The 19,431-nt window shown below is 37.9% G+C and carries 16 protein-coding genes; 10 read left to right on the top strand and 6 right to left on the bottom strand.

The window, feature by feature from the left end:
• Window positions 1-103 precede the first annotated feature (103 nt).
• Window positions 104-562, bottom strand: a complete 459-nt coding sequence (locus tag RIV7116_RS19780) for a hypothetical protein (protein WP_015120084.1) — start codon at window positions 560-562, stop codon at window positions 104-106.
• A 254-nt stretch (window positions 563-816) separates the two neighbouring features.
• Here RIV7116_RS19780 and RIV7116_RS19775 point away from each other — a divergent pair, with 254 nt between their 5' ends.
• A complete protein-coding gene (locus RIV7116_RS19775; RefSeq protein ID WP_015120083.1) occupies window positions 817-1,527 on the top strand; it encodes a DUF389 domain-containing protein in 711 nt (236 codons plus the stop codon).
• Between the two features lie 14 nt (window positions 1,528-1,541).
• On the opposite strand, the gene RIV7116_RS37660 is transcribed toward RIV7116_RS19775, so the two are convergent.
• Complete coding sequence (locus tag RIV7116_RS37660; protein ID WP_371261655.1) at window positions 1,542-2,075, bottom strand: zinc ribbon domain-containing protein; 534 nt, start codon at window positions 2,073-2,075, stop codon at window positions 1,542-1,544.
• Window positions 2,076-2,205: 130 nt separating this feature from the next.
• Window positions 2,206-2,955 (bottom strand): hypothetical protein, encoded by a 750-nt coding sequence (locus RIV7116_RS37655; RefSeq protein WP_371261552.1) that lies wholly within the window; start codon window positions 2,953-2,955, stop codon window positions 2,206-2,208.
• 69 nt (window positions 2,956-3,024) lie between these two features.
• Here RIV7116_RS37655 and tnpA point away from each other — a divergent pair, with 69 nt between their 5' ends.
• The 7 genes from tnpA (at window position 3,025) to RIV7116_RS19735 (ending at window position 12,671) form a co-directional block, all read left to right on the top strand.
• A complete protein-coding gene (gene tnpA / locus RIV7116_RS19765; RefSeq protein ID WP_015117596.1) occupies window positions 3,025-3,438 on the top strand; it encodes an IS200/IS605 family transposase in 414 nt (137 codons plus the stop codon).
• A gap of 185 nt (window positions 3,439-3,623) precedes the next feature.
• Complete coding sequence (locus RIV7116_RS19760; RefSeq protein ID WP_052330835.1) at window positions 3,624-4,604, top strand: hypothetical protein; 981 nt, start codon at window positions 3,624-3,626, stop codon at window positions 4,602-4,604.
• Window positions 4,605-4,824: 220 nt separating this feature from the next.
• Entirely contained in the window at window positions 4,825-5,718 is an 894-nt protein-coding gene (locus RIV7116_RS19755) for a YihY/virulence factor BrkB family protein (RefSeq protein WP_015120081.1), read from the top strand.
• Between the two features lie 94 nt (window positions 5,719-5,812).
• Window positions 5,813-6,319 carry a DUF4112 domain-containing protein gene (locus RIV7116_RS19750; protein ID WP_015120080.1) on the top strand — a complete coding sequence of 169 codons (507 nt, stop codon included), beginning with the start codon at window positions 5,813-5,815 and terminating at the stop codon, window positions 6,317-6,319.
• Between the two features lie 88 nt (window positions 6,320-6,407).
• The gene (locus tag RIV7116_RS19745; protein ID WP_015120079.1) at window positions 6,408-7,349 is read left to right on the top strand and encodes an alpha/beta fold hydrolase; all 942 of its coding nucleotides are present in this window, start codon (window positions 6,408-6,410) and stop codon (window positions 7,347-7,349) included.
• A 269-nt stretch (window positions 7,350-7,618) separates the two neighbouring features.
• Window positions 7,619-10,753 carry a filamentous hemagglutinin N-terminal domain-containing protein gene (locus tag RIV7116_RS19740; protein WP_157229304.1) on the top strand — a complete coding sequence of 1,045 codons (3,135 nt, stop codon included), beginning with the start codon at window positions 7,619-7,621 and terminating at the stop codon, window positions 10,751-10,753.
• A 148-nt stretch (window positions 10,754-10,901) separates the two neighbouring features.
• Window positions 10,902-12,671, top strand: a complete 1,770-nt coding sequence (locus RIV7116_RS19735) for an ABC transporter substrate-binding protein (RefSeq protein ID WP_015120077.1) — start codon at window positions 10,902-10,904, stop codon at window positions 12,669-12,671.
• A gap of 44 nt (window positions 12,672-12,715) precedes the next feature.
• Here RIV7116_RS19735 and RIV7116_RS19730 read toward each other — a convergent pair whose 3' ends face one another.
• From RIV7116_RS19730 to RIV7116_RS19720, 3 genes are read right to left on the bottom strand one after another with little or no spacing between them, the layout of a single operon-like run.
• Window positions 12,716-13,681 (bottom strand): hypothetical protein, encoded by a 966-nt coding sequence (locus RIV7116_RS19730; protein WP_015120076.1) that lies wholly within the window; start codon window positions 13,679-13,681, stop codon window positions 12,716-12,718.
• Between the two features lie 5 nt (window positions 13,682-13,686).
• On the bottom strand, window positions 13,687-14,760 hold the full coding sequence (locus RIV7116_RS19725; RefSeq protein WP_015120075.1) for an AAA family ATPase: 1,074 nt from the start codon (window positions 14,758-14,760) through the stop codon (window positions 13,687-13,689).
• A 56-nt stretch (window positions 14,761-14,816) separates the two neighbouring features.
• Complete coding sequence (locus tag RIV7116_RS19720; RefSeq protein WP_044292074.1) at window positions 14,817-15,662, bottom strand: class I SAM-dependent methyltransferase; 846 nt, start codon at window positions 15,660-15,662, stop codon at window positions 14,817-14,819.
• Between the two features lie 328 nt (window positions 15,663-15,990).
• On the opposite strand from RIV7116_RS19720, the gene RIV7116_RS34030 reads away from it, so the two are divergent.
• The gene (locus RIV7116_RS34030) at window positions 15,991-18,477 is read left to right on the top strand and encodes a hypothetical protein (protein ID WP_157229303.1); all 2,487 of its coding nucleotides are present in this window, start codon (window positions 15,991-15,993) and stop codon (window positions 18,475-18,477) included.
• 134 nt (window positions 18,478-18,611) lie between these two features.
• The gene (locus tag RIV7116_RS19710) at window positions 18,612-19,145 is read left to right on the top strand and encodes a gamma-glutamylcyclotransferase (RefSeq protein WP_015120072.1); all 534 of its coding nucleotides are present in this window, start codon (window positions 18,612-18,614) and stop codon (window positions 19,143-19,145) included.
• Window positions 19,146-19,431: the final 286 nt, after the last annotated feature.

Below are 19,431 nucleotides of genomic sequence, written 5' to 3'. Positions count from 1 at the left end.
GGGCATGGGGCATGGGGCATGGGGCATTGGGCATTGGGCATGGGGCATTGGGCATGGGGCATGGGGCATTGGTAATTGGTAATTGGTAATTGGTAATCACTGCTCACTGCTCACTGTTAACTGTCTTCTGTCGCTTCAAACCGTCGATAGCGTCACCTAATGCAGTAGTTAAACTTTGGCGGGTTTGGGAATGTTTGTCTTGTTCGGTTTTCAAAGCTTGTAATAAGCGATCGCGCTCTTTTAAAGCTACAGTTAGTTTGGTTTTCAACTCTTCTGTAGAGGAAAGTTGCGCTATTTCCTGCTGAATGGCTGTAGCTGTATCGCTATCGGGGAGTGTGGCATCTTCTATACCTTGGAGTTTTTGAATTTCCGCTTTTAAAGAAGCAACAGTTTGGCGAAAAAGTTGAGAATCAGTACGACGTTGCTCTGCTTCGGTGTTGTAAAGTTTACGCCACTTTTCTGCACTTTCCCGAGTTGCAACTTGCTCCGTTTGAAGTTGTGCTATCTGCTGTTTTAATGATTGAATTTCTGTCAACCATTGTTTAGTCAAATCTTCACTCATAGAACAAATGTGTCTCTTTTTTATTCTTCTTAGAAATTTTATTACTAACGGTGCAACTTAGTATCGCACCACTATATATTTACGATAATTTGGTGCGTAGTATAAACAGTGAGCAGTGAATAGTGAGCAGTGAATAGTGAACAGTGAACAGTGAATAGTCATTACCAACTACCAATTACCAATGCCCAATGCCCAATGCCCCATTACCAATTACCAATTACCTATTACCTATTCCCAATTAAAAATTAAATATCATGAGTCAGCAAGATAAAGAACATAAAACGGTTGGTAAGTTTCGAGATAGGCTTTCAGATAATTTAGAAATTGATGCAATTCGTAAAGAAGAGGTTTATCTGGATATATGCCATTCGGTAAGCCTCAGAGATGTTAGTTATTGGATTGAGGTGCTTTTTTCTGCTGGTATTGCAACTGTGGGATTGGTGCTTAATAGTGCGGCGGTGATTATTGGAGCGATGTTAATTTCTCCTTTGATGGGCAGTATTTTGGGTAATGGTTTGGCTTTAGCTGCTGGTGATGTAATTTTGGCTATGCGGGCAATTATCAAACTGGCGCTTTCATGTTTGCTGGCTATCTTGTTTGCAGTGCTGCTGGTTTCCGTACTGCCTTTCAAAGAAATGACTCCGGAGATTTTAGCCCGCACTCAACCAAATATTCTGGATTTGGTAGTAGCATTATTTTCTGGTGCTGTGGGTTCTGTGGCAATCTGTAAGAAGCCCAAAGGTGTTGCTACTTCGATTCCTGGTGTTGCGATCGCGGTGGCTTTGATGCCGCCTCTGTGTGTTGTGGGCTACGGCTTTGGGATTGCGATTAGCGTCAATATGGTTAATGGATTGCGGGTTGCTAGAGGTGGTGGATTGTTGTTTTTCACCAATTTAGTGGCAATTACTTTTACTGCAATGAGTGTTTTTCTGGCTTTACATATTGTTGACATCTCCCAGCTTTGAAAAAAACTGGGATTCTAAGCAGTTGTCACTCCGTAGTCTAAAGACATACTGCGTGACATTGTTTGCTTGCGATAAGACCTTTTTAGATTACTAAAAATATCGTACCGTTTGGGGTGTGTCAAAGCACCCCGTTTAATTATTTCAAAAGCTAGTTTTGCGATGCCGGAGTTAATAAAAATCTGGTCGGCAACCTTTCGTAGAATGTTAGATGCTGCATTTAAATCTGCATGAATCAATAAACCGTCTTTTGTGCGGTATACATCTCTACTAATTCTTTTACCTGATGGCTTCCATTCTATGGGTTTTGCACCGTATTGATGTAATTCATCATTATCAATAAAAGAAGCTTTAGAAGTATACTCCTCAGTGGTTATGTGGAATCTAATACCATATTCTTCACACAATTGTCTTAACCTCTCAATAAGTCTTTTGGTTGGCATTGAAACAACTTCATAATTATTGTTTCTACCAATATTAATGTTGGTTTTATTTCCCTCATTCCAACCAATTACTAAATTCCCGATACCGTCTTTTAAGCATTTATTGATGATAAACCTAGCGGCTTTATTTACTGCATCTCTGACTTGTAAATTGCGTTTTGCTGTGATTCTATCAAGGTAATTGTCCCAGTATCTACTAGGTTTGTTTTTCTTATGTTGCTGTACTTGATTTCGATATTTATGGAGTGCAGTTTTTTAGCTGTGGAGATTCAACAATAAAACTTTTACCAAGGGTAGTAACTGCTGACAACCAAAACTTTACACCGTGATCAATGCTAATTGCATGATTGTAGTTAAGACTCTTATTATTTATAATTGGCTGTTTACCATCGTCTATCACCCAATCAACCCAAAACTCTCCACGACTAGGACGAATAATTACTTCTTTAATCCAATCAAAGCTAATAAATTCGGGCAAAATAAGCTTAATTGATGTTATTAATTCAGGCTTTGTTGCTTTACTGATTGAGGGATAAATATAACCATTATGACAAGCCAAGGCTTGTTTTGGGAACGTAACTGCGAATAAACCACCAGACTTTCTGTACTTGGGAATTGATGGCCTACTGCCATCTCCTAAGTAATACTTATCCACTAATTTATTGTAACTAGTTATTGATTCTCCTACTAACTTTAATGTTTGTTGTGCAGCTTGTGCAGCCAATGAAAAGTAGTGAATGCAAGTTTTAAGCTGTTTATCTAAATGATAATAATTAGTTTCTAATCTGTAAGTTTTCCAACCACTTCTAAGTTCATCTCCACACCAGTAAGTTGTATTAGCCTTTCTTTCAAGTAGCATTGCATAATGATTCTGGCGTGCCAGATAAATAGCAGAGTTATATAAACTGTTTGAATGCTCACACTGATCTACCCAGAAAGCTTTTTCTTCATCCGTAAATTTTGCTTTTATTGGAACTGTTTTGTACACTTGACCACCTCCTTGTTTATTAATATAGTTGATTCAACATAAATAATCAACAAAAAACCCTGATATAAAATGGCTAAGTTGTCAGCGTCAGATTATGAATACAGAAGGGCTGAAAAATCCGTGTCATCGATAAATTATCACTTTGTGTTTGTCCCAAAAAGACGTAAAGCAGTATTAGTTAATGAAATCGCTATGCGGCTACAGGAAATTATTTTTGAGTTAGTAAAAGAACATGGCTGGAGATTAATCGCTCTTGAAGTGATGCCAGATCATGTACATATGTTTATCAACTCACCGCCACATGAGTCAGCTTCTCAAATTGCAAAGTGGGTTAAGGGTAGAGCATCTAATATTCTAAGGAAGGAATATCCACAGTTAAAAAAATTACCTACTTTGTGGAGTCCTAGTTACTTTGTAGCTACTACAGGACAAGTAAGTACCGACGTTATTCGTAAGTATATTGAGAACCAAACTAGTAAATAAAAGAAACACGGAAAGTTAAAACTTTACCTGTCCGTTTCATCCCCTGGTTATAAACCAGGGGTTCTCACGTCCCAAGATATTTTGATAGCGTTAGAGCAAAGCAAAGAATTCGAGAATGGCGAAGAAAGCATAGAGAAAGCGGTTGGGTAAAAACGGTTTTAGAATTATTTCCGCAATCGAAACGCTTGAAACAAATTGGCAGTCTTCCCGGTAGATTTTTATTGATTATAGTGACGATTTTGACTATTTTGGTTCCACTCTATCAGTCATTTATTCAACTCAGACAGGAAATAGTTACTAAACAACAGGAAAATAATATAACTTCGGCAGTAAGGAATATCTGGCAAAAGGAATTTTCGACTTCAAATGATGGCGAACCGCGTTCTTTTATTAATCAAATTTCAACTCGCAAAGTCAATCAACAGTTGAAGATTCAGCTACATATTTTTACTAGCGAACTGTATGCGCCAGAAGAGCAAAACTATTTTATCGAACTGTTAGCCAATCAGTTGAATAAACCTCCAGAATTATTATCTTTAAACTTAATTGAAATCCCTACAGCCCAAAGCGATATTTTAAACGCCATTCCTGAAGAAGAACCTCCAGAGCCGATAATTACTATCGCCGAATTGCAATCTGATTTTCTTCAAGAAGTCAAATCATCTTTACTTAATTTAAAACTGCCACCACCCGCAAAGTTGATTAATTACGAAGTCATTACCAGCCCAAATAATTCGATGGCTATCCGTATCTTCTATTTAAGCCAGCGGGAAATTGACAAAGATGCTCAAGTTTTACTTGCCAATGATATTAGACAAAGATTAAATTACCCATTAACACAAGTCAGCATGAAGAGAATTGCTGAAAATCCTGGAAATATTGCCTTTGAAGAAAACTCAACAGTACTCAAACCCCAGAGTCTAGAAACTTTAGATAAAACTGCCTCTATCCTAAAGGGGCAACCGGCTTTAAACTTAAAAATAATCGCCAATCAAAAACCAGAAGAAGCAACAGATACTAACAAAGCCCGCGCAAAAGTAATTAAAGACTACCTAGAATTAAAATGGCAAATCAATAAAAAACGCATAATCCCAGACATTGGAAAAGAATCGCAGACAAATGCAATTTTAACAGTGAGCAGTGAACAGCGAACAGTTAGCAGTTAACAGTGAACACCTCTTACCCATCTTCTAATTAGGTAGACGTAATTAAATATAAGAAAATCACCTCACCCTCAATCCCTCTCCTTAATAAGGAGAGGGAAGCCGGAGGCAGGGTGAGGTTTTATATTTAATTTGATCTATCTTCTAATCTCAGCACCGTCTTTATAAACTGCACTCAAAGGGTGATAATTAAAAATTGGTGATTCAGAATCAAGCAACCGACATGATAAACCCTCGCTTTATGAGATTTTTTCGTCATCTTAATTTTAAGGTTTTGAAAGAAATTGTTACCAACGTAGGTAAACGAAGACTCTTAGGTTTATCTTCCGAAATTGCTTATAACGCTATATTATCTTTATTCCCGGCGATTTTAGCTATTTTGACGGCAATAGGTTTATTGGAAGAAGGCTTACAAAATATTTTTAAGGATTTAGCACAGCAAATTAGTAAAGTTGCACCTGAAGACGCTTTAAATTTAATTACTGAATTTGCTCGTAACGAAATTGCTAATTCCAAGAATGGCAGCTTGTTTTCGTTAAGCTTTTTGGCTGCGCTTTGGACTTCTTCCGGTGCAATTAGTACCGCAATGACAGCTTTAGATCAAATTCAACAAACATCCTCGGCAAATATACGTCCATTTTGGAAAGCTAAATTAGTGTCTTTAGGACTAACAGTTGGTACTATTATCCTTTTACTTATAGCTTGCCTTTTAGTATTTATTAGCGGAGAACTTTTAAATTTTGTAGTTGATAATTCCGCTGGTTACTTAAATTTTCTATTATATTTGTGGAACCTAATGCGTTGGCCTTTAGCATTAGTAATTGTAGCTTCAGCTTTCGGTTTTATTTATCGTTATGGTCCTAGCAATTGGAAAGAAGGTACGCCAATTATGCCGGGGGCTATATTCGCGGCTATCTGTTGGGCATTTGTATCAAATTTATTCCGAATTTATGTAGCAAATTTTGGCAATTATAATAAAGCATATGGTGCAGTTGGCACTGTAATTGTACTTATGCTCTGGCTTTATATGACTGCTGCGGTAATACTAATAGGCAATCAATTAAACGTTACTGTAGGTGAAAGTATGTATCCAAATTCTATAAAAAAAATGGATTAGTGTTTCACATTACATACAAGCTGCAACATTGCCTAATATTCAACTATAACAGTAAAAGAAACGGTCATTTCATCATCTAAAAGTTATTAATATCATGTCCTTGCCACCCTCACAATTTTATTCTCTAAATCCAGATGTTAAAGCACCAACTTTAAAGCGTCTGCGTGCTTTAAGTCGCATATTAGATAAAGCGATTACAATTCCTGGAACTGGAATCGGCATAGGTTTAGATCCAATTCTAGGATTACTACCCGCAGGTGGTGATTTTTTAGGTGTTCTGCTGTCAGCTTATATCGTTTTAGAAGCCGCACGACTGGGTGCTTCTCAAGCAACTTTAGGCAGAATGACAATGAATATTATAATTGATGCCTTGATTGGTGTAGTACCAATTCTAGGAGACTTCTTTGATTTTGCTTGGAAAGCCAACGACCATAATATTAAATTATTAGAGGAACATTTAAAATTTCCCAGTCAAAAGAAACGAGCCGATACTTGGTTTGTGTTTGTACTTATAGCTGTATTATTATTGCTTGCTATCGGTTTAGTAACCTTTTCCGTAGTCGTTTCCAGATTTGTTTGGGGGCTAATTACAGGTAGTTAAAAGTTAACAGTCACCAATTAAAACTTCAACATTTATCACTCCTAACGGCTTAAGATGACCCAATTTATACCGATAACTGCTAATTGATATGAAAAACTGGTGGCAAGATACTTTCCCACAAGGAAAACAGACAATAACTATTACCGACTCTCAAGGTTATCCCGTAAAAATTGCCTATGGTGAAAAAGGCAAGGGAAAACCTTTATTTTTGTTACATGGTATTGGTAGCTGGAGCTATAACTGGCGCAATCTGATCGAACCTTTATCTAAATATTTTCGAGTAATTTGTTTTGATGCTAAAGGTTTTGGCTTTTCAGAAAAACCTCTGCATCGCGAAGAAACTACAGGTCATCAAGTTATTGAATTACAACGAATTATTACTGCATTATGTAATGAACCAGTAGCAATTTTATCCGAATCTTTAGGTGCTTTAGTTGCTCTGGCTTTTGCTCAAGAATACTCCGAACTAGTTTCTCATTTAGCAGTTGTGAATGTACCGATATTCACGAAAAAACTTCCTCATTGGGGAATGTCTTTATTAGCTAAAACACCCTTAGAAATAATCGAAGTAATTGATAAATTGCGTTTAAGCTACTTATTCGCACCACTGATTCGAGAAATCATGGCAATCGAAAGACGTAGCGTATTATTCGATCCTTCTATTTTGACTCAGGAAAATGTCTTTTGGATAACTTATCCCTATATTGAGTTTCCCGGCACTTTTCTTAAAGTAGCTCAAGAATTACAAATTGCAGCCCGAGAAATCGAAAACGCTCAAAAAAATCAGCCCAACTGGTTGAGTAAAATTCAGAATAACTTAATTAATATAGAATGTCCCACATTAATAATGTGGGGAGAACAAGATACTTGGTTTCCTATAGAACACGGAAAACAACTGCATCAACTAATTCCATCATCTCTATTTCAAGTACTGCCTGAATGCCACCATGATGCTTCGAGTGGTGCATCTGATGCTATCGAAATAGCCACCGTTGATTTTTTGAGAAAGACAAATTTTTTACAGCTATAGTGATTGTTAACGGAAGACTTCTAGCTGTTTGAAAATAACGAAGATAGGGCAATAAGTCCTGTGAATATGTTGTATTTGCTATTTTGAGCTTAAAATTCCATATGTTTATCCAAAAATCAATCTTTATTGTGTCACTTTAAACTATGTTAGCCCTCTTGTAGCATACAACCGTATTTACCCATAAACTATATCCATATGTAGGAAATTTTTGGGGGTGACATATCGTTAAAGGATTGCTTGGCATACTAACAAGTACTTTGGCGGTAGGTGTGGTGTTCGCATACTCTACCACTGATGCAAGGGCGCAAAACATCACCCTAGATGGCAGCTTGGGAACTCCAAAAACTTTAACAGGACCAAATTATCAGATTCCCCAATCGGTGGGAGAAACTGCTGGGAATAATTTATTTCACAGCTTTGGGAAGTTTAATCTTAATCGTAATGAAGCCGCTATTTTTGAAAGTGCAGGTAATATCAGAAATATTCTGTCGCGGGTGACTGGTGGTAGCCCTTCTTCAATTGACGGATTAATTCGCACTCTTGGTAGCGATGTGAATTTTTTCTTAATTAATCCCAGTGGAATTATTTTTGGAGAAAATGCGCGTTTAGATGTGAATGGTTCCTTCGTGGCGAGTACCGCGAATGCAATTCAATTTGGCGAGCAAGGTTTTTTTAGCGCCACAAATCTTCAACCTCCCTCCCAACTACTAACAATAAATCCTTCAGCATTATTTTTCAATCAACTTCAACCGGGAAAAATAGAAAGTAAGTCAAATCTACGAGTACCAAATAATCGTAGCTTCTTGCTGGTAGGTGGAGATATCAACCTTGATGGAGGGGGATTGAGTGCTTTAGGTGGAAGGCTGGAGTTGGCAGGGTTAGCAGGTAATGGAACAGTAGGTTTAAATGTTGATGGTAACGACTTGAGTTTGAATGTACCCGATGATGTGGCAAGAGCCGATGTATCGCTCACCAATGGTGCAATTATTGATGTGAGTGCTGGTGGGGGAGGCTCAATTACAGTTAATGCTAGGAATTTAGAGGTAAGAGAAGAGAGTCAACTTTTGGCTGGGATTCGTGAAGGTTTGGGTACGCCAGAGGCTCAGGCAGGAGATATTACAATTAATGCCACCGATACTGTTTTGCTTGATAATGATAGTAATGCTTTTAACGATGTAAATTCTGGAGCAGTGGGTAATGGCGGAGATATATTAGTTACCACTGACTCCCTTCAAGTTACTAATGGTTCCGGACTTACTTCCAATATTGTAAGACAAGGACAAGGAAATGGGGGCAGTATCATTATTACCACTGGCTCACTTCAGGTACTCTCTGGAGGCTTTCTTGGTGTCAGTACCAAAGGAACAGGTGATGCAGATAGTATCATTATTAATGCCACTGGCAAGGTAATATTTGATGGCGAACGTAAGAATGGAATTCCCAGTGTGGCAGTCAGCGATGTGGAACCTGGAGCAGTGGGGAATGCGGGGGGTGTATCCATTACAACTGGCTCCCTTGAAGTTACCAATGGTGCTCAACTTTCTGCCAGTACCTTTGGAAAAGGTGATGCTGGCACTGTCACCATTAATGCCACAAACTCTATCAAGTTTGATGGAGAAACTAAGGATAGATTTTCCAGTGGGGCAAGAAGCAATGTGGAATTTGGAGCAGAAGGCAAAGCAGGGGGTGTATCTATTACGACGGGCTTCCTTGAAGTTACCAATGGTGCCGAACTTTCTGCCAGTACCTTTGGAAAAGGTAATGCTGGTAATGTCGCAATTAAAGCCGCTGACTCTATCAAGTTTGATGGGGAAACTAAGAATGGATCCTTGGGTAGTGGAGCATTCAGTCAGGTGAACTCTGGAGCAGTGGGCAATGCGGGGGGTGTATTCATTACAACTGGCTCCCTTGAAGTTACCAGTGGTGCCCAACTTAGTGCCAGTACCTTTGCAAAAGGGAATGCAGGCGGTGTCAACATTAATGCCACCTCCATCAAGTTTGATGGAGAAGGGAAGGATAGAGTTTCCAGTGGGGTATTCAGCAAGGTGGATCTTGAAGCAGTGGGCAACGCGGGGAGTATATCCATTACAACTGGCTCCCTTGAAGTTACCAATGGTGCCGAACTTAGTGCTGCTACATTTGGAAAAGGTGATGCTGGCAGTGTCACTATTAATGCCACCTCCAAAGTTAAGTTTGATGGGCAAGGTAAGGATGGAAATAGGGATAAAAGTCAGGCATTGAGCACTGTTGAATCTGGAGCAGTGGGCAAAGCGGGGGGTATATCCATTACAACTGGCTTCCTTGAAGTTACCAATGGTGCTGAAATTAATGCCAGTACCTCTAGCAGTGGAGAAGCCGGAGATATTACTTTGAATGTGAGTGAAAATATTACCCTCTCAGGTAGCGAAACCGGAATCTTTGCTAGTACTTTGGAAAATTCAACGGGCAAAGGTGGTAGTATCATCATCGATCCCAAAATTATGACAATTCGAGATGGTGCGAGAATCGCTGTAGATAGTCAAGGGAAAGGAATTGGCGGCGATATCGAACTTGCAGCAGGCTTCCTCACACTCGACAATGGAACCATCTCCGCCGAAACCCGCAGCAATACTGGCGGTGACATTACTCTAAATCTGCAAGATGTATTATTACTCCGCAACGGTAGCCAAATCACCAGCACCGCAGGGAATCAGCAATTTGGTGGCGACGGCGGTAACATTTCTATTGATGTTCCCAACGGTTTTGTTGTTGCTGTTCCTAATGAGAATAGCGATATTACAGCCAATGCATTTAGCGGCAGCGGGGGAGGAGTTTCGATAAATGCAACCAGTATTCTGGGAATCGCACCCCTAACTAGAAACAAACTGATTGAACGGTTGGCAACCAATAACCCAGAAGAACTTAATCCTAATAATTTATCCAGTAGCGACATTACGGCAGTTTCTCAGCAAAGTCCCGATTTAAGTCGCGAACCTGTTATTAATACTCCCGATGTAGATCCGGCTAGCGGTTTAGTCGAACTACCCACAAACTTAGTTGATGCATCTCAAGAAATCGATCAAGCTTGTACTCCCAGAGGAAGACTACTGCAAAGCAGCTTTATCGCAACGGGAAGAGGTGGGTTACCTTTAAGTCCTAACGAGCCTTTAATAGGACAAGCGGTAATTACAAAATGGGTTGATTTACAGTCGCAAATCACTCCAAGGAGAATAGGTAAATTATCTAGACAATCTACGACTAAATATACTCGTAAAATTGTTGAAGCCCAAAAATTTTTAGTTGATGAGAATGGCGATACTTTTCTTGTAGCAGAATCGAAGCAAGGTGGTGATAGTCATTCTAGTACTTCACCAAACCAAAATTGCAGGGTGAGGGAAGGGAAACAAGAGAGGGGGGTAGAATAATATTTTATTTTTTCCATAATGAAATGCAAACAAGCTGTTCGCGATCGCGCTCTGTTAGCGAAGCTTGGAACCTTAGCTAAAATAATCATCGCAATCCGCCAAAAATTATTAATGTTGTAATAGCTGACATTTATGTGCAGGTTTTGTTATGTCTCGCTATCTACGTTTAACAGTTATCTTGATGCTGGCTTTTTGCTTTGCAATGCTCACAGCTTGTGATGCATCATGGGATAGGAAAGTAAAGCAATCCCAGTTAACTTTGGCTACTCCTAGCGATGTAGCTACATTCAATTATGCAATGAATAATTCTCCTTTCAGCGTTTTTCCTTTCATCTATCAGGGATTAGTTACGGAGAATGGTAAAACAAATGAATTAGAACCTGCTTTAGCTGAATCCTGGAAAGTTTCAGATGATAAGCTAAGAATTACTTTTAAGCTTAGAGACAAACTAAAATGGTCGGATGGTAAACCTTTGACTGTAGATGATGTCATATTTACCTATAAAGATATTTACCTTAATAAAAAGATTCCGACTTTATTTAAAGATTTTCTGCGGATTGGGAATCAAGATGTGTTTCCTGAAATACGGAAATTAGATAATCGCACCATTGAGTTTAGTTTACCCGAACCTTTTACTCCTTTTTTAAGAAAGTCCGCGAGTCTTGCTATTTTACCGGCTCATGCTTTGCGCGATTCAGTTTTATCGAATGATGCTAATGGTAATCCTCAATTTCTTTCCACTTGGGGAAGCGATACAGCACCAGAAAAAATTATTGTTAATGGTGCTTATCAAATAGAAAGCTATACTCCTTCCGAACGAATTATTTTAAAACGGAATCCTTATTATTTTCGTAAAGATGCTCAAGGGCAACAAATGCCATATATTAAAAGTATTATTTGGCAAATTATTCCATCCACCGATAACCATTTACTAAGATTTCGTTCGGGGGAATTGGATAGTTTGAGGGTTAAACCAGATACTTTTGCTTTGCTGAAACGAGAAGAAAAGCGGGGTAATTTCAGTATTTATAATGGTGGACTAAGTCAAGGAATTCGTTTTGTTACTTTTAATCTCAATCAAGCTAGTAATTCTCAAGGAAAACCTTTTGTAAATCCTGTTAAATCTCGTTGGTTTAATAATTTAGCATTTCGCCAAGCAATTGCTTATGCTATCAACCGCGATAGAATAAAAACTAATATCTATCAAGGAATCGGTGAGTTACAACATTCACCGATTGCAGTGCAAAGTCCTTATTATTTATCTCCAGCACAAGGTTTAAAGACATATAGCTATAATCCTCAAAAAGCAAAGCAATTATTAACTAAGGCTGGTTTTCAGTATGATTCTCAACAACAATTACTGGATAAAGATGGCAATCAGGTAAAATTCAATATATTAGTTAAATCAGAAGACCAAACTCGTGTAGCTACTGCGGTACAAATTCAACAAGATTTAAAACAGATTGGTATTCAAGCAAATTTACAAACCCTCAGCTTTAATACTGTACTACAAAAAATACTCACAAAACGAGATTGGGACTGTTATGTCGGTGCTTTTGAATCAGCAATATTTGAACCGAATCTTATCGCTTTGTTTTGGACTAGTAACGGTTCGTTTCATATGTTTAATAAAGGTTCCAAATCTAAAAAACGTCCTATTATAGGTTGGAAAGTAAATGATTGGGAAAAACAAATAGACCAACTTTTCCAAGAAGGAGCTAAAGAAGCTGATGAAAATAAAAGAAAACAAATTTATGCTGAATTTCAGCAAATAGTAGCCGAACAATTACCAGTATTTTTCTTAGTTAATCCCGTATCTTTACAAGCAGTGCGGAATCGTGTGGAGAATGTAGAGTATTCTGCTGTGGGGGGATTGTTGTGGAATGTTGATGAATGGCGTTTGAAGGGGGAAGGTTAGGGAAGAGAGGGGGAAGAGGGGGGAGAAAATTTTTATCATTAATCTTAGAGTGGCTTGGTAATGTTTGATATAGATAGATTTTCTAATAAAAAGGAAATATGATATCTGGGATTAGTGCTATTTTCTGAATAGAATTTTCCGATTTTTAATAAAAGTTGGTCTTTGAATGCTTCAATAGAACTATTCCAATGTTCGGGTGCCTGGATTTGATTCCAGTAATATTTGGCTTTTTTAAGTGTCAGTAAACTATATATTAATTCATGCTTCCGTAATTCATCGTTACAAGCTTTAAATTCTGACTTCCATGAATTGCATAATTCTTCTACTCCACTACAATCTAATCCATTACAATAATCAATACGATTAGATGCTTGTGCTATGTGACTTTGCAAATCAACATCGTTAATAATATCATCTGCCATTTTTAGATAGATTTTTTCGAGACAGAGTTTGTTTCCTTCATAAATTGGAGTGTTTAAAGAGATATCAAACATTTCTTGAAGTTCGGGTGTCAGAAAATAAGCTTCTTTATGGATTAAACCCGTAACCCAAATACGATGTTCCGCTATATTTTCTTGGTTAACTTTACCTTTATCATAAAGATGTGTAAAAGCTGCTTCTGTATCTGAAAATTTATAATCGTATTCTGTTGTTATTTTTTTAATTTGAATATCTAAATCTACAATTGCAAACAGCTTTTCTGGACTTAAATATGAGTTATTAGTATCTTTACTATGTAATTTTAAAATATTAAAGTAAGTATCTATTACATCTTTTCTATCTCCACAATTAAAAAATTGTGGTCGATACTGTCTCCAAGAACTTGGAACGCACGCATGATAAAAATTTGCATCTGGCATTTGTTCCATTTTCTTATATGATTGAGGCGATGGTCTACCTTGATTTTTTCTGATTTCACCTTCACAAAGAATAACTATTTTATTTTTAATTCTACGTTGCTTAATAATTTCTTGACAATGCTGCTGTAATTCCTCCGAATTCAGACTCATATTTATTATTCCGATTCTTGCTTTATTAACCTTGGTTCTAATTCCTTAACGTGAGCGGGAGTAACTGCTTGACACAATTCATATGAGTGAGTAGCAATAATATATTGATTCTTTGGTGCCCATTCAGCAATATCTTTAATTATTTGATATTGCCAATCTGGATGCAATCCATTTTCAATTTCATCTATTAAAACAATTGAATCTTCTATAATATTGTACTTTATCCAAGCATAAATACTAAGTCGTTTTAATTCACCGTGGCTTAAATCTTCGGGATATAGCTCTATATCATTTCCTTCTGCATCTAATTTAAAAGTGAAGCCAGATAAATCAGGATTGATATTTATTTTTTTGTTTAATAAGACTTGATTTAAGTCGTTTACAAGTTTTTGATAATTATTTCCGTATTCTCCTGTTTCTATAGCTTGTTTGAAGTCTTTATCTCTTGCTGCCTGAAAAATATCTATAAGTAGGTCTACAGCTAAAAAATCGTATGTAAAAAAAACGGATAATTTATACTGTGACTGTTTGAGTTGTGAATAGTAATTATTACTGTAATCATTATTTTGGTGTTTAAAAAGAAAATCTCTAGAGTCTTTATTAAGAAACAGAAAAACTTGAGTGGCAGGAGCTGCTAAAAAAATATTGCTTGATAAATTATTTAGAAAATCTTTAGCTTTATCGATATCCATCTTATCAATACGACAAAATACAGTTTCTGATATCGTAATAAGAGGTTTATTATTCTGATGTAAGAATCTTCTCGCATAAGAATCTTTATAAACAACAAATTCCAGATTAACTGTCTTCTCCCCATCCCAAATATCAAAACGCGCTAAAACTCTTTTCTGAGAATCATCATCAATCTCAAACCCATGAAGCATATTTTTGATAAACTCATGCTTATCACTATCACCAGAACAATGAAGCAATACAAAAATTAACTGTAAAAGCGTACTTTTACCACCACCGTTTTGACTACCTAATGGAAAAATATTTGGTACAAAATCCTTTTCAAAAGATATATCAACGTTTTTCAAAACGCGAAAATCTGGAACTTGAACTCTTTGTAATTTCATAATTAGTTCCTAATGCCAAACGAAATAGATGATTAAATTCAAGTTTATCTATAAATCTAGGACTTACCTTTCTTCCACGCAACGTGAAATGCTGAAAGATATGATGTCTCGATGGTATCCCCAAGATTTTTACTTAAAGCATTTCTCAAATCATCAAATAAAGCATCTCGCTTTTGAACATCCAATACTATATAAGGTGATAGCGTACTCAACAAGGTTAGATAATCATCAATACTGTAAACGCGATCGCACTCCCTACATTCAAATACCAAATCTTTGAATAACCCGGATTTTGCAATGTTTTCCCCTAATTTCCGAATAATTCTTTCTGTAGTTCCCCTGTCTTCGTATCGGGAAAGGGAAGGAACTTGTTTTTGATAAACCTCATCTAAAATTTGGTAAACTTCGTAGCTGGGTTGGGGTTCTTTGTTCCATAGTAAAATCAAACTGCCATTATCTTTTAATGCTTGTTCTAGTTTGGGATATCCTACTTCCGGTGAAACCCAATGGAAGGAAGTTGCAGCAAGTACGGTATCAAATTTATTTGGCTGTAGTTCCCATTCTTCAAAGGTGGTATTGATAATTTCTACGTTGGGAAAACTCTCACAATTTTGTCTCGCTAAATTGCAGGAGTCTTGACTGGGTTCGAGGCACACCATTGGGCAATCTAGTTTAGCAAACTCTACTGTTGCAGTTCCAGGACCGCACCCTATTTCTAAAATATTCGTATTTTTACTGAGTTTAGCTAATTCTACTGTACGATTAATCAGTTCCTGGGGATAGCGCGGTCTGGTTTTGTTGTACGCATCCGCAACTTTACTGTACCAGTTCTTCCTCTGCTCTAAACTGTAATCATCTCGATAGTTTTTATAGGTATTTTGGATTTGTTCAAAATTGTTCATGATTCTTTCTATATTAATTAGAATATTGGATTTAACCTTTAACATACAGACCTCTAATACACAAACCTATTTATATAAAGTTTTGATAAATAAAACAGGAACAAATTATTTAACGTATAGGTCTATTTTCGTATACAAACACACACGCGAAACTTATATTTTTTCCTACTAAGCTTTATAGTATGGGATAATTAATTCTTTGTGTTTAGCTGCTTTAAAGCAGTATTTGCTAGAAAGGTCAAAGATTTTATATTTTATATTTTTAGTTAAACATCAGAAACAAATTTTAACTATTTGTAAACTAATGACGGATACAGGTAATTTTGCTATGACTTCATCTCAAGGTAATTATACTACTAATAGGACACAGATATTTGCAGCTTTACTACTAACTGGTATTGTGTCTGTTGCGTCGGAATTTACACTACTAAAAAGCGCGATCGCAACGCCGGTGGTTGTACCTACATCGCAAAATTATAAGTTAGGTAATACCGAAAATAATAGAGTTGTTAGCCAAAGACAAAACAATTCTCAAACCACAATTCAAGTACAGAGACAAAATAGCAGCAGAAGCGGTTTACCTCTTACGGTAGTGAATGCTGTCATCAAAGATGTATCTCGTAATCAAAATATACCTCAAACACAATTAAGAGTTGTCGGTTACAGCAAAGAAACTTGGCGTAATGGATGCTTGGAAGTACTAAAGCCCGGTGAAATGTGTACCCAGGCTTTAGTTCCGGGTTATCGAGTTACGGTATCCGATAGAAATCAAAGGTGGGTTTATCATACTGATAATAACGGGCGGAAGCTGCGTTTGGCTTCTGGAGGTAATTCTAATGATTCTGGTTCGCAATTACCAGCATCGGTTAAATCGCGAGCAATTGCAGATGCTGCTCGACGCTTGCAACAGCCGGTTTCTAGCTTTTTCATTATGCAGGCACAGCAGAAAACTTGGAAAGATGGCTGTTTGGAATTAAGAGACGCTAACACCATCTGTTCCCAAGTTTTAGTACCGGGTTGGCGAGTTATCGTAGGTACCAAAGGGCAAAGTTTGGTTTATCATACCAACAGGTCAGGCTCGGTAGTTAAACTGAATGTTAAAGCTAGTGAAATTACCGATAACGGCTTACCTTCTCAAGTCAAAGAAACCGTTTTAAAAGCTGCATCGAAATTAACTGCTAGCTCCAGAGTTAAAGTTACAAAAGCTGAACAAGTAACCTTTACCGATAGCTGCTTGAATTTAGGAGGTGCCGCCGAATCTTGCTTAAGAGCAAATCAAAGAGGATGGCGAGTTACTGTCAAAGGTGCCAGACAAACTTTGGTTTATCACACTTCCATTGATGGAAATCAAATTCGTTTGAATGCAGCAGCTAGCAAGTTAAGATTGCCAAGAAGGGTTCGCAATAGCGTATTGAAAGAAGCAAGAAATATTTCTGGTTTATCGGGAAGAAAATTAGGAATTGTTTCGTTTAAACCAGCAAACTGGGCATACGGCTGTGAAGATTTTAGTTTCAATAATCCTTGTGACAGAGTTGCTGTTTCCGGTTGGGAGGTAGCTGTCAGTGGAGATTCGCAAACTTGGGTATTTTTCACCGATGCTACCGGAAATCAAGTCAAATTATCCAACCAAAATAGCCAGCAAACTCAATTACCGAGAATTGTTGCCAATAGCATCCTCAAAGATGCTTCAAAATGGAGTGGTTTACCTTCAAGAAGAATACAAATTGTCGGCAGCCAGCGCAAAATTTGGAATAATCCTTGTTTCTTAACCTTCAATAGAATTTGCAACAAAGCGTTGATTCGTACTCCCGGTTGGATTGTGACATTAAAAGCAAACAACCAAACCTGGATTTACCATGCTAACGATAACGCTTCAATAGTAGCTCTTGACCGTACCCCCAGCTTAACTCAAAGAGCCGCAGGAGTAATTAAACAAGATGCCGCAAGACTTTCTCAAAGGGCATCCAGCGCTTATCAAATCCGAGTTATCGAAGTTGAACGACTCAACGAAAGAAAAGATAACGTCCCCCTGATGAAAGCTACCTTATCCGACGGTAGAGAAACTTGGACTTACCGCTTTAAACAAGATGGTTCGGAATTTCAACTAGATGGCACCGTCAGCTTGCCAAAATCTATTGAAAATGGGGTATTAGCCGATGCCAGGGAACGCCTCCAAGGTAGAGTTAGAGTATCCCCGGAAAATATTGTAGAAGCCGAAAAAGTCACATGGCGCAATGGTTGTTTGGGTATAGTTAGCCAACGCAGACAGCGCTATTGCTTTTACAGACTTGTAGAAGGCTACCGAGTCACGGTAAAAGTTGGTTCGGAAACATTGGTTTACCATACCGACAGTAGATCCAGAGTCATTTTAAACGAAACCGTCAGCACAATTAACAACAATCCCACCACAGTTTTACCCGTCAGAATTCCCAGAGGTGAATTACCATCACCTTTAACTAGAGGAATCGTATTTCGTCAAATTACCAGCGGTGGTTTTGCAGGACAAACTTACGAAACAATATTATTTGAAGATGGGCGGATAATGCGCTATCGCATAGGTGACATGAATGATTCAAGTCGAAATCTTCGTCAAGTTTCTCGCAAACAAGTAAGTGATTTTCAAAGATTATTGCAGCGTCAGCGCGATGAATTTAGAAATATGAGCTACCCCGTCGCCAGAGGTGCCGCAGATTATATGGTATACACCCTTACCAGCCGTAACGGTACGGTGCAATTTAACGACACTTCCCGCCAAAATTTACCCAAAGATTTGCTGACTGTTGTCGAAAGTTGGAATCGGATTTTAAGAAGTTAATTTTGGGAATTTAGCATTGGGAATATATATGTTCGTAGTTACGCTTCAGCGCCATAAACATTTGGCGCTGAAGCGCAACTACAAGCCCCATCTTTTGATATATTGGCAGTTGTAATAAATATTTCTGTAGATAGATGAGCGATCGCACTCACCGCGAATCTCATAATAGACAACACTTGCAGCCAAAGGAACCGATGTTTTATTATTTTGCTTACGGTTCCTGTATGTGTCCGGTAGATTTAAAGCGTACTATGGGTGAAAATACCCACCATTATGTAATGGGTGCGGGGGTTTTAAAGGGCTATCGATTGGGATTTTACCGTTATAGCGCTTTTCGTAAATGTGGCGTTTTGGATGTGGTAAAAGATTCAAAAAGTACTGTGCATGGGGTACTTTATCGATTACCTTTAAGACTCAGCGCCAGTCTAGATAAACGCGAAGATGTACCCCGTGGTGGCTACCGTCAAGAATTTGTCGATATTAGTTTTCGAGGAAAGACTTACGAAAAAGTCCGCACATACGTGGTGGTGAACAAACTTTTGCAAGAAATTGCTCCCAATGATTGGTATTTCAACGTTGTATTGCGTGGTGCGATTACCTGCAAGCTACCTGAAGAATATTGCTGGAATTTGTTTAATCATATGCATGGCTTGCAGTCGTCTCAATAATCAATAGTCCGAAAAAGAAAAACACCCCTCAATACTGCTCGGTTAAGAGGAGATCCTCCCTAACCTTCCTTAAAAAGGAAGGAACTTAGCCCCCAATTTAGCGGGGGTTTGGGGGATCTAACCATTGTGTCCAATTCCTTAACCGAGCAGTATTGAAACACCCCTTGTCTTCTCCTAGATTACCTCTCCCCATTCCTGAGAGGGTTTAAAACTCCACTTCCCGTATCTGGGGAGTGGGGTTAAAGGTTTGCGTATAGATTTAAATTTACACTACACAAATTTTTTC

The organism is Rivularia sp. PCC 7116 (genome assembly GCF_000316665.1).
Lineage (GTDB): Bacteria > Cyanobacteriota > Cyanobacteriia > Cyanobacteriales > Nostocaceae > Rivularia.
This window is presented reverse-complemented; position numbering and strand designations above follow the sequence as displayed.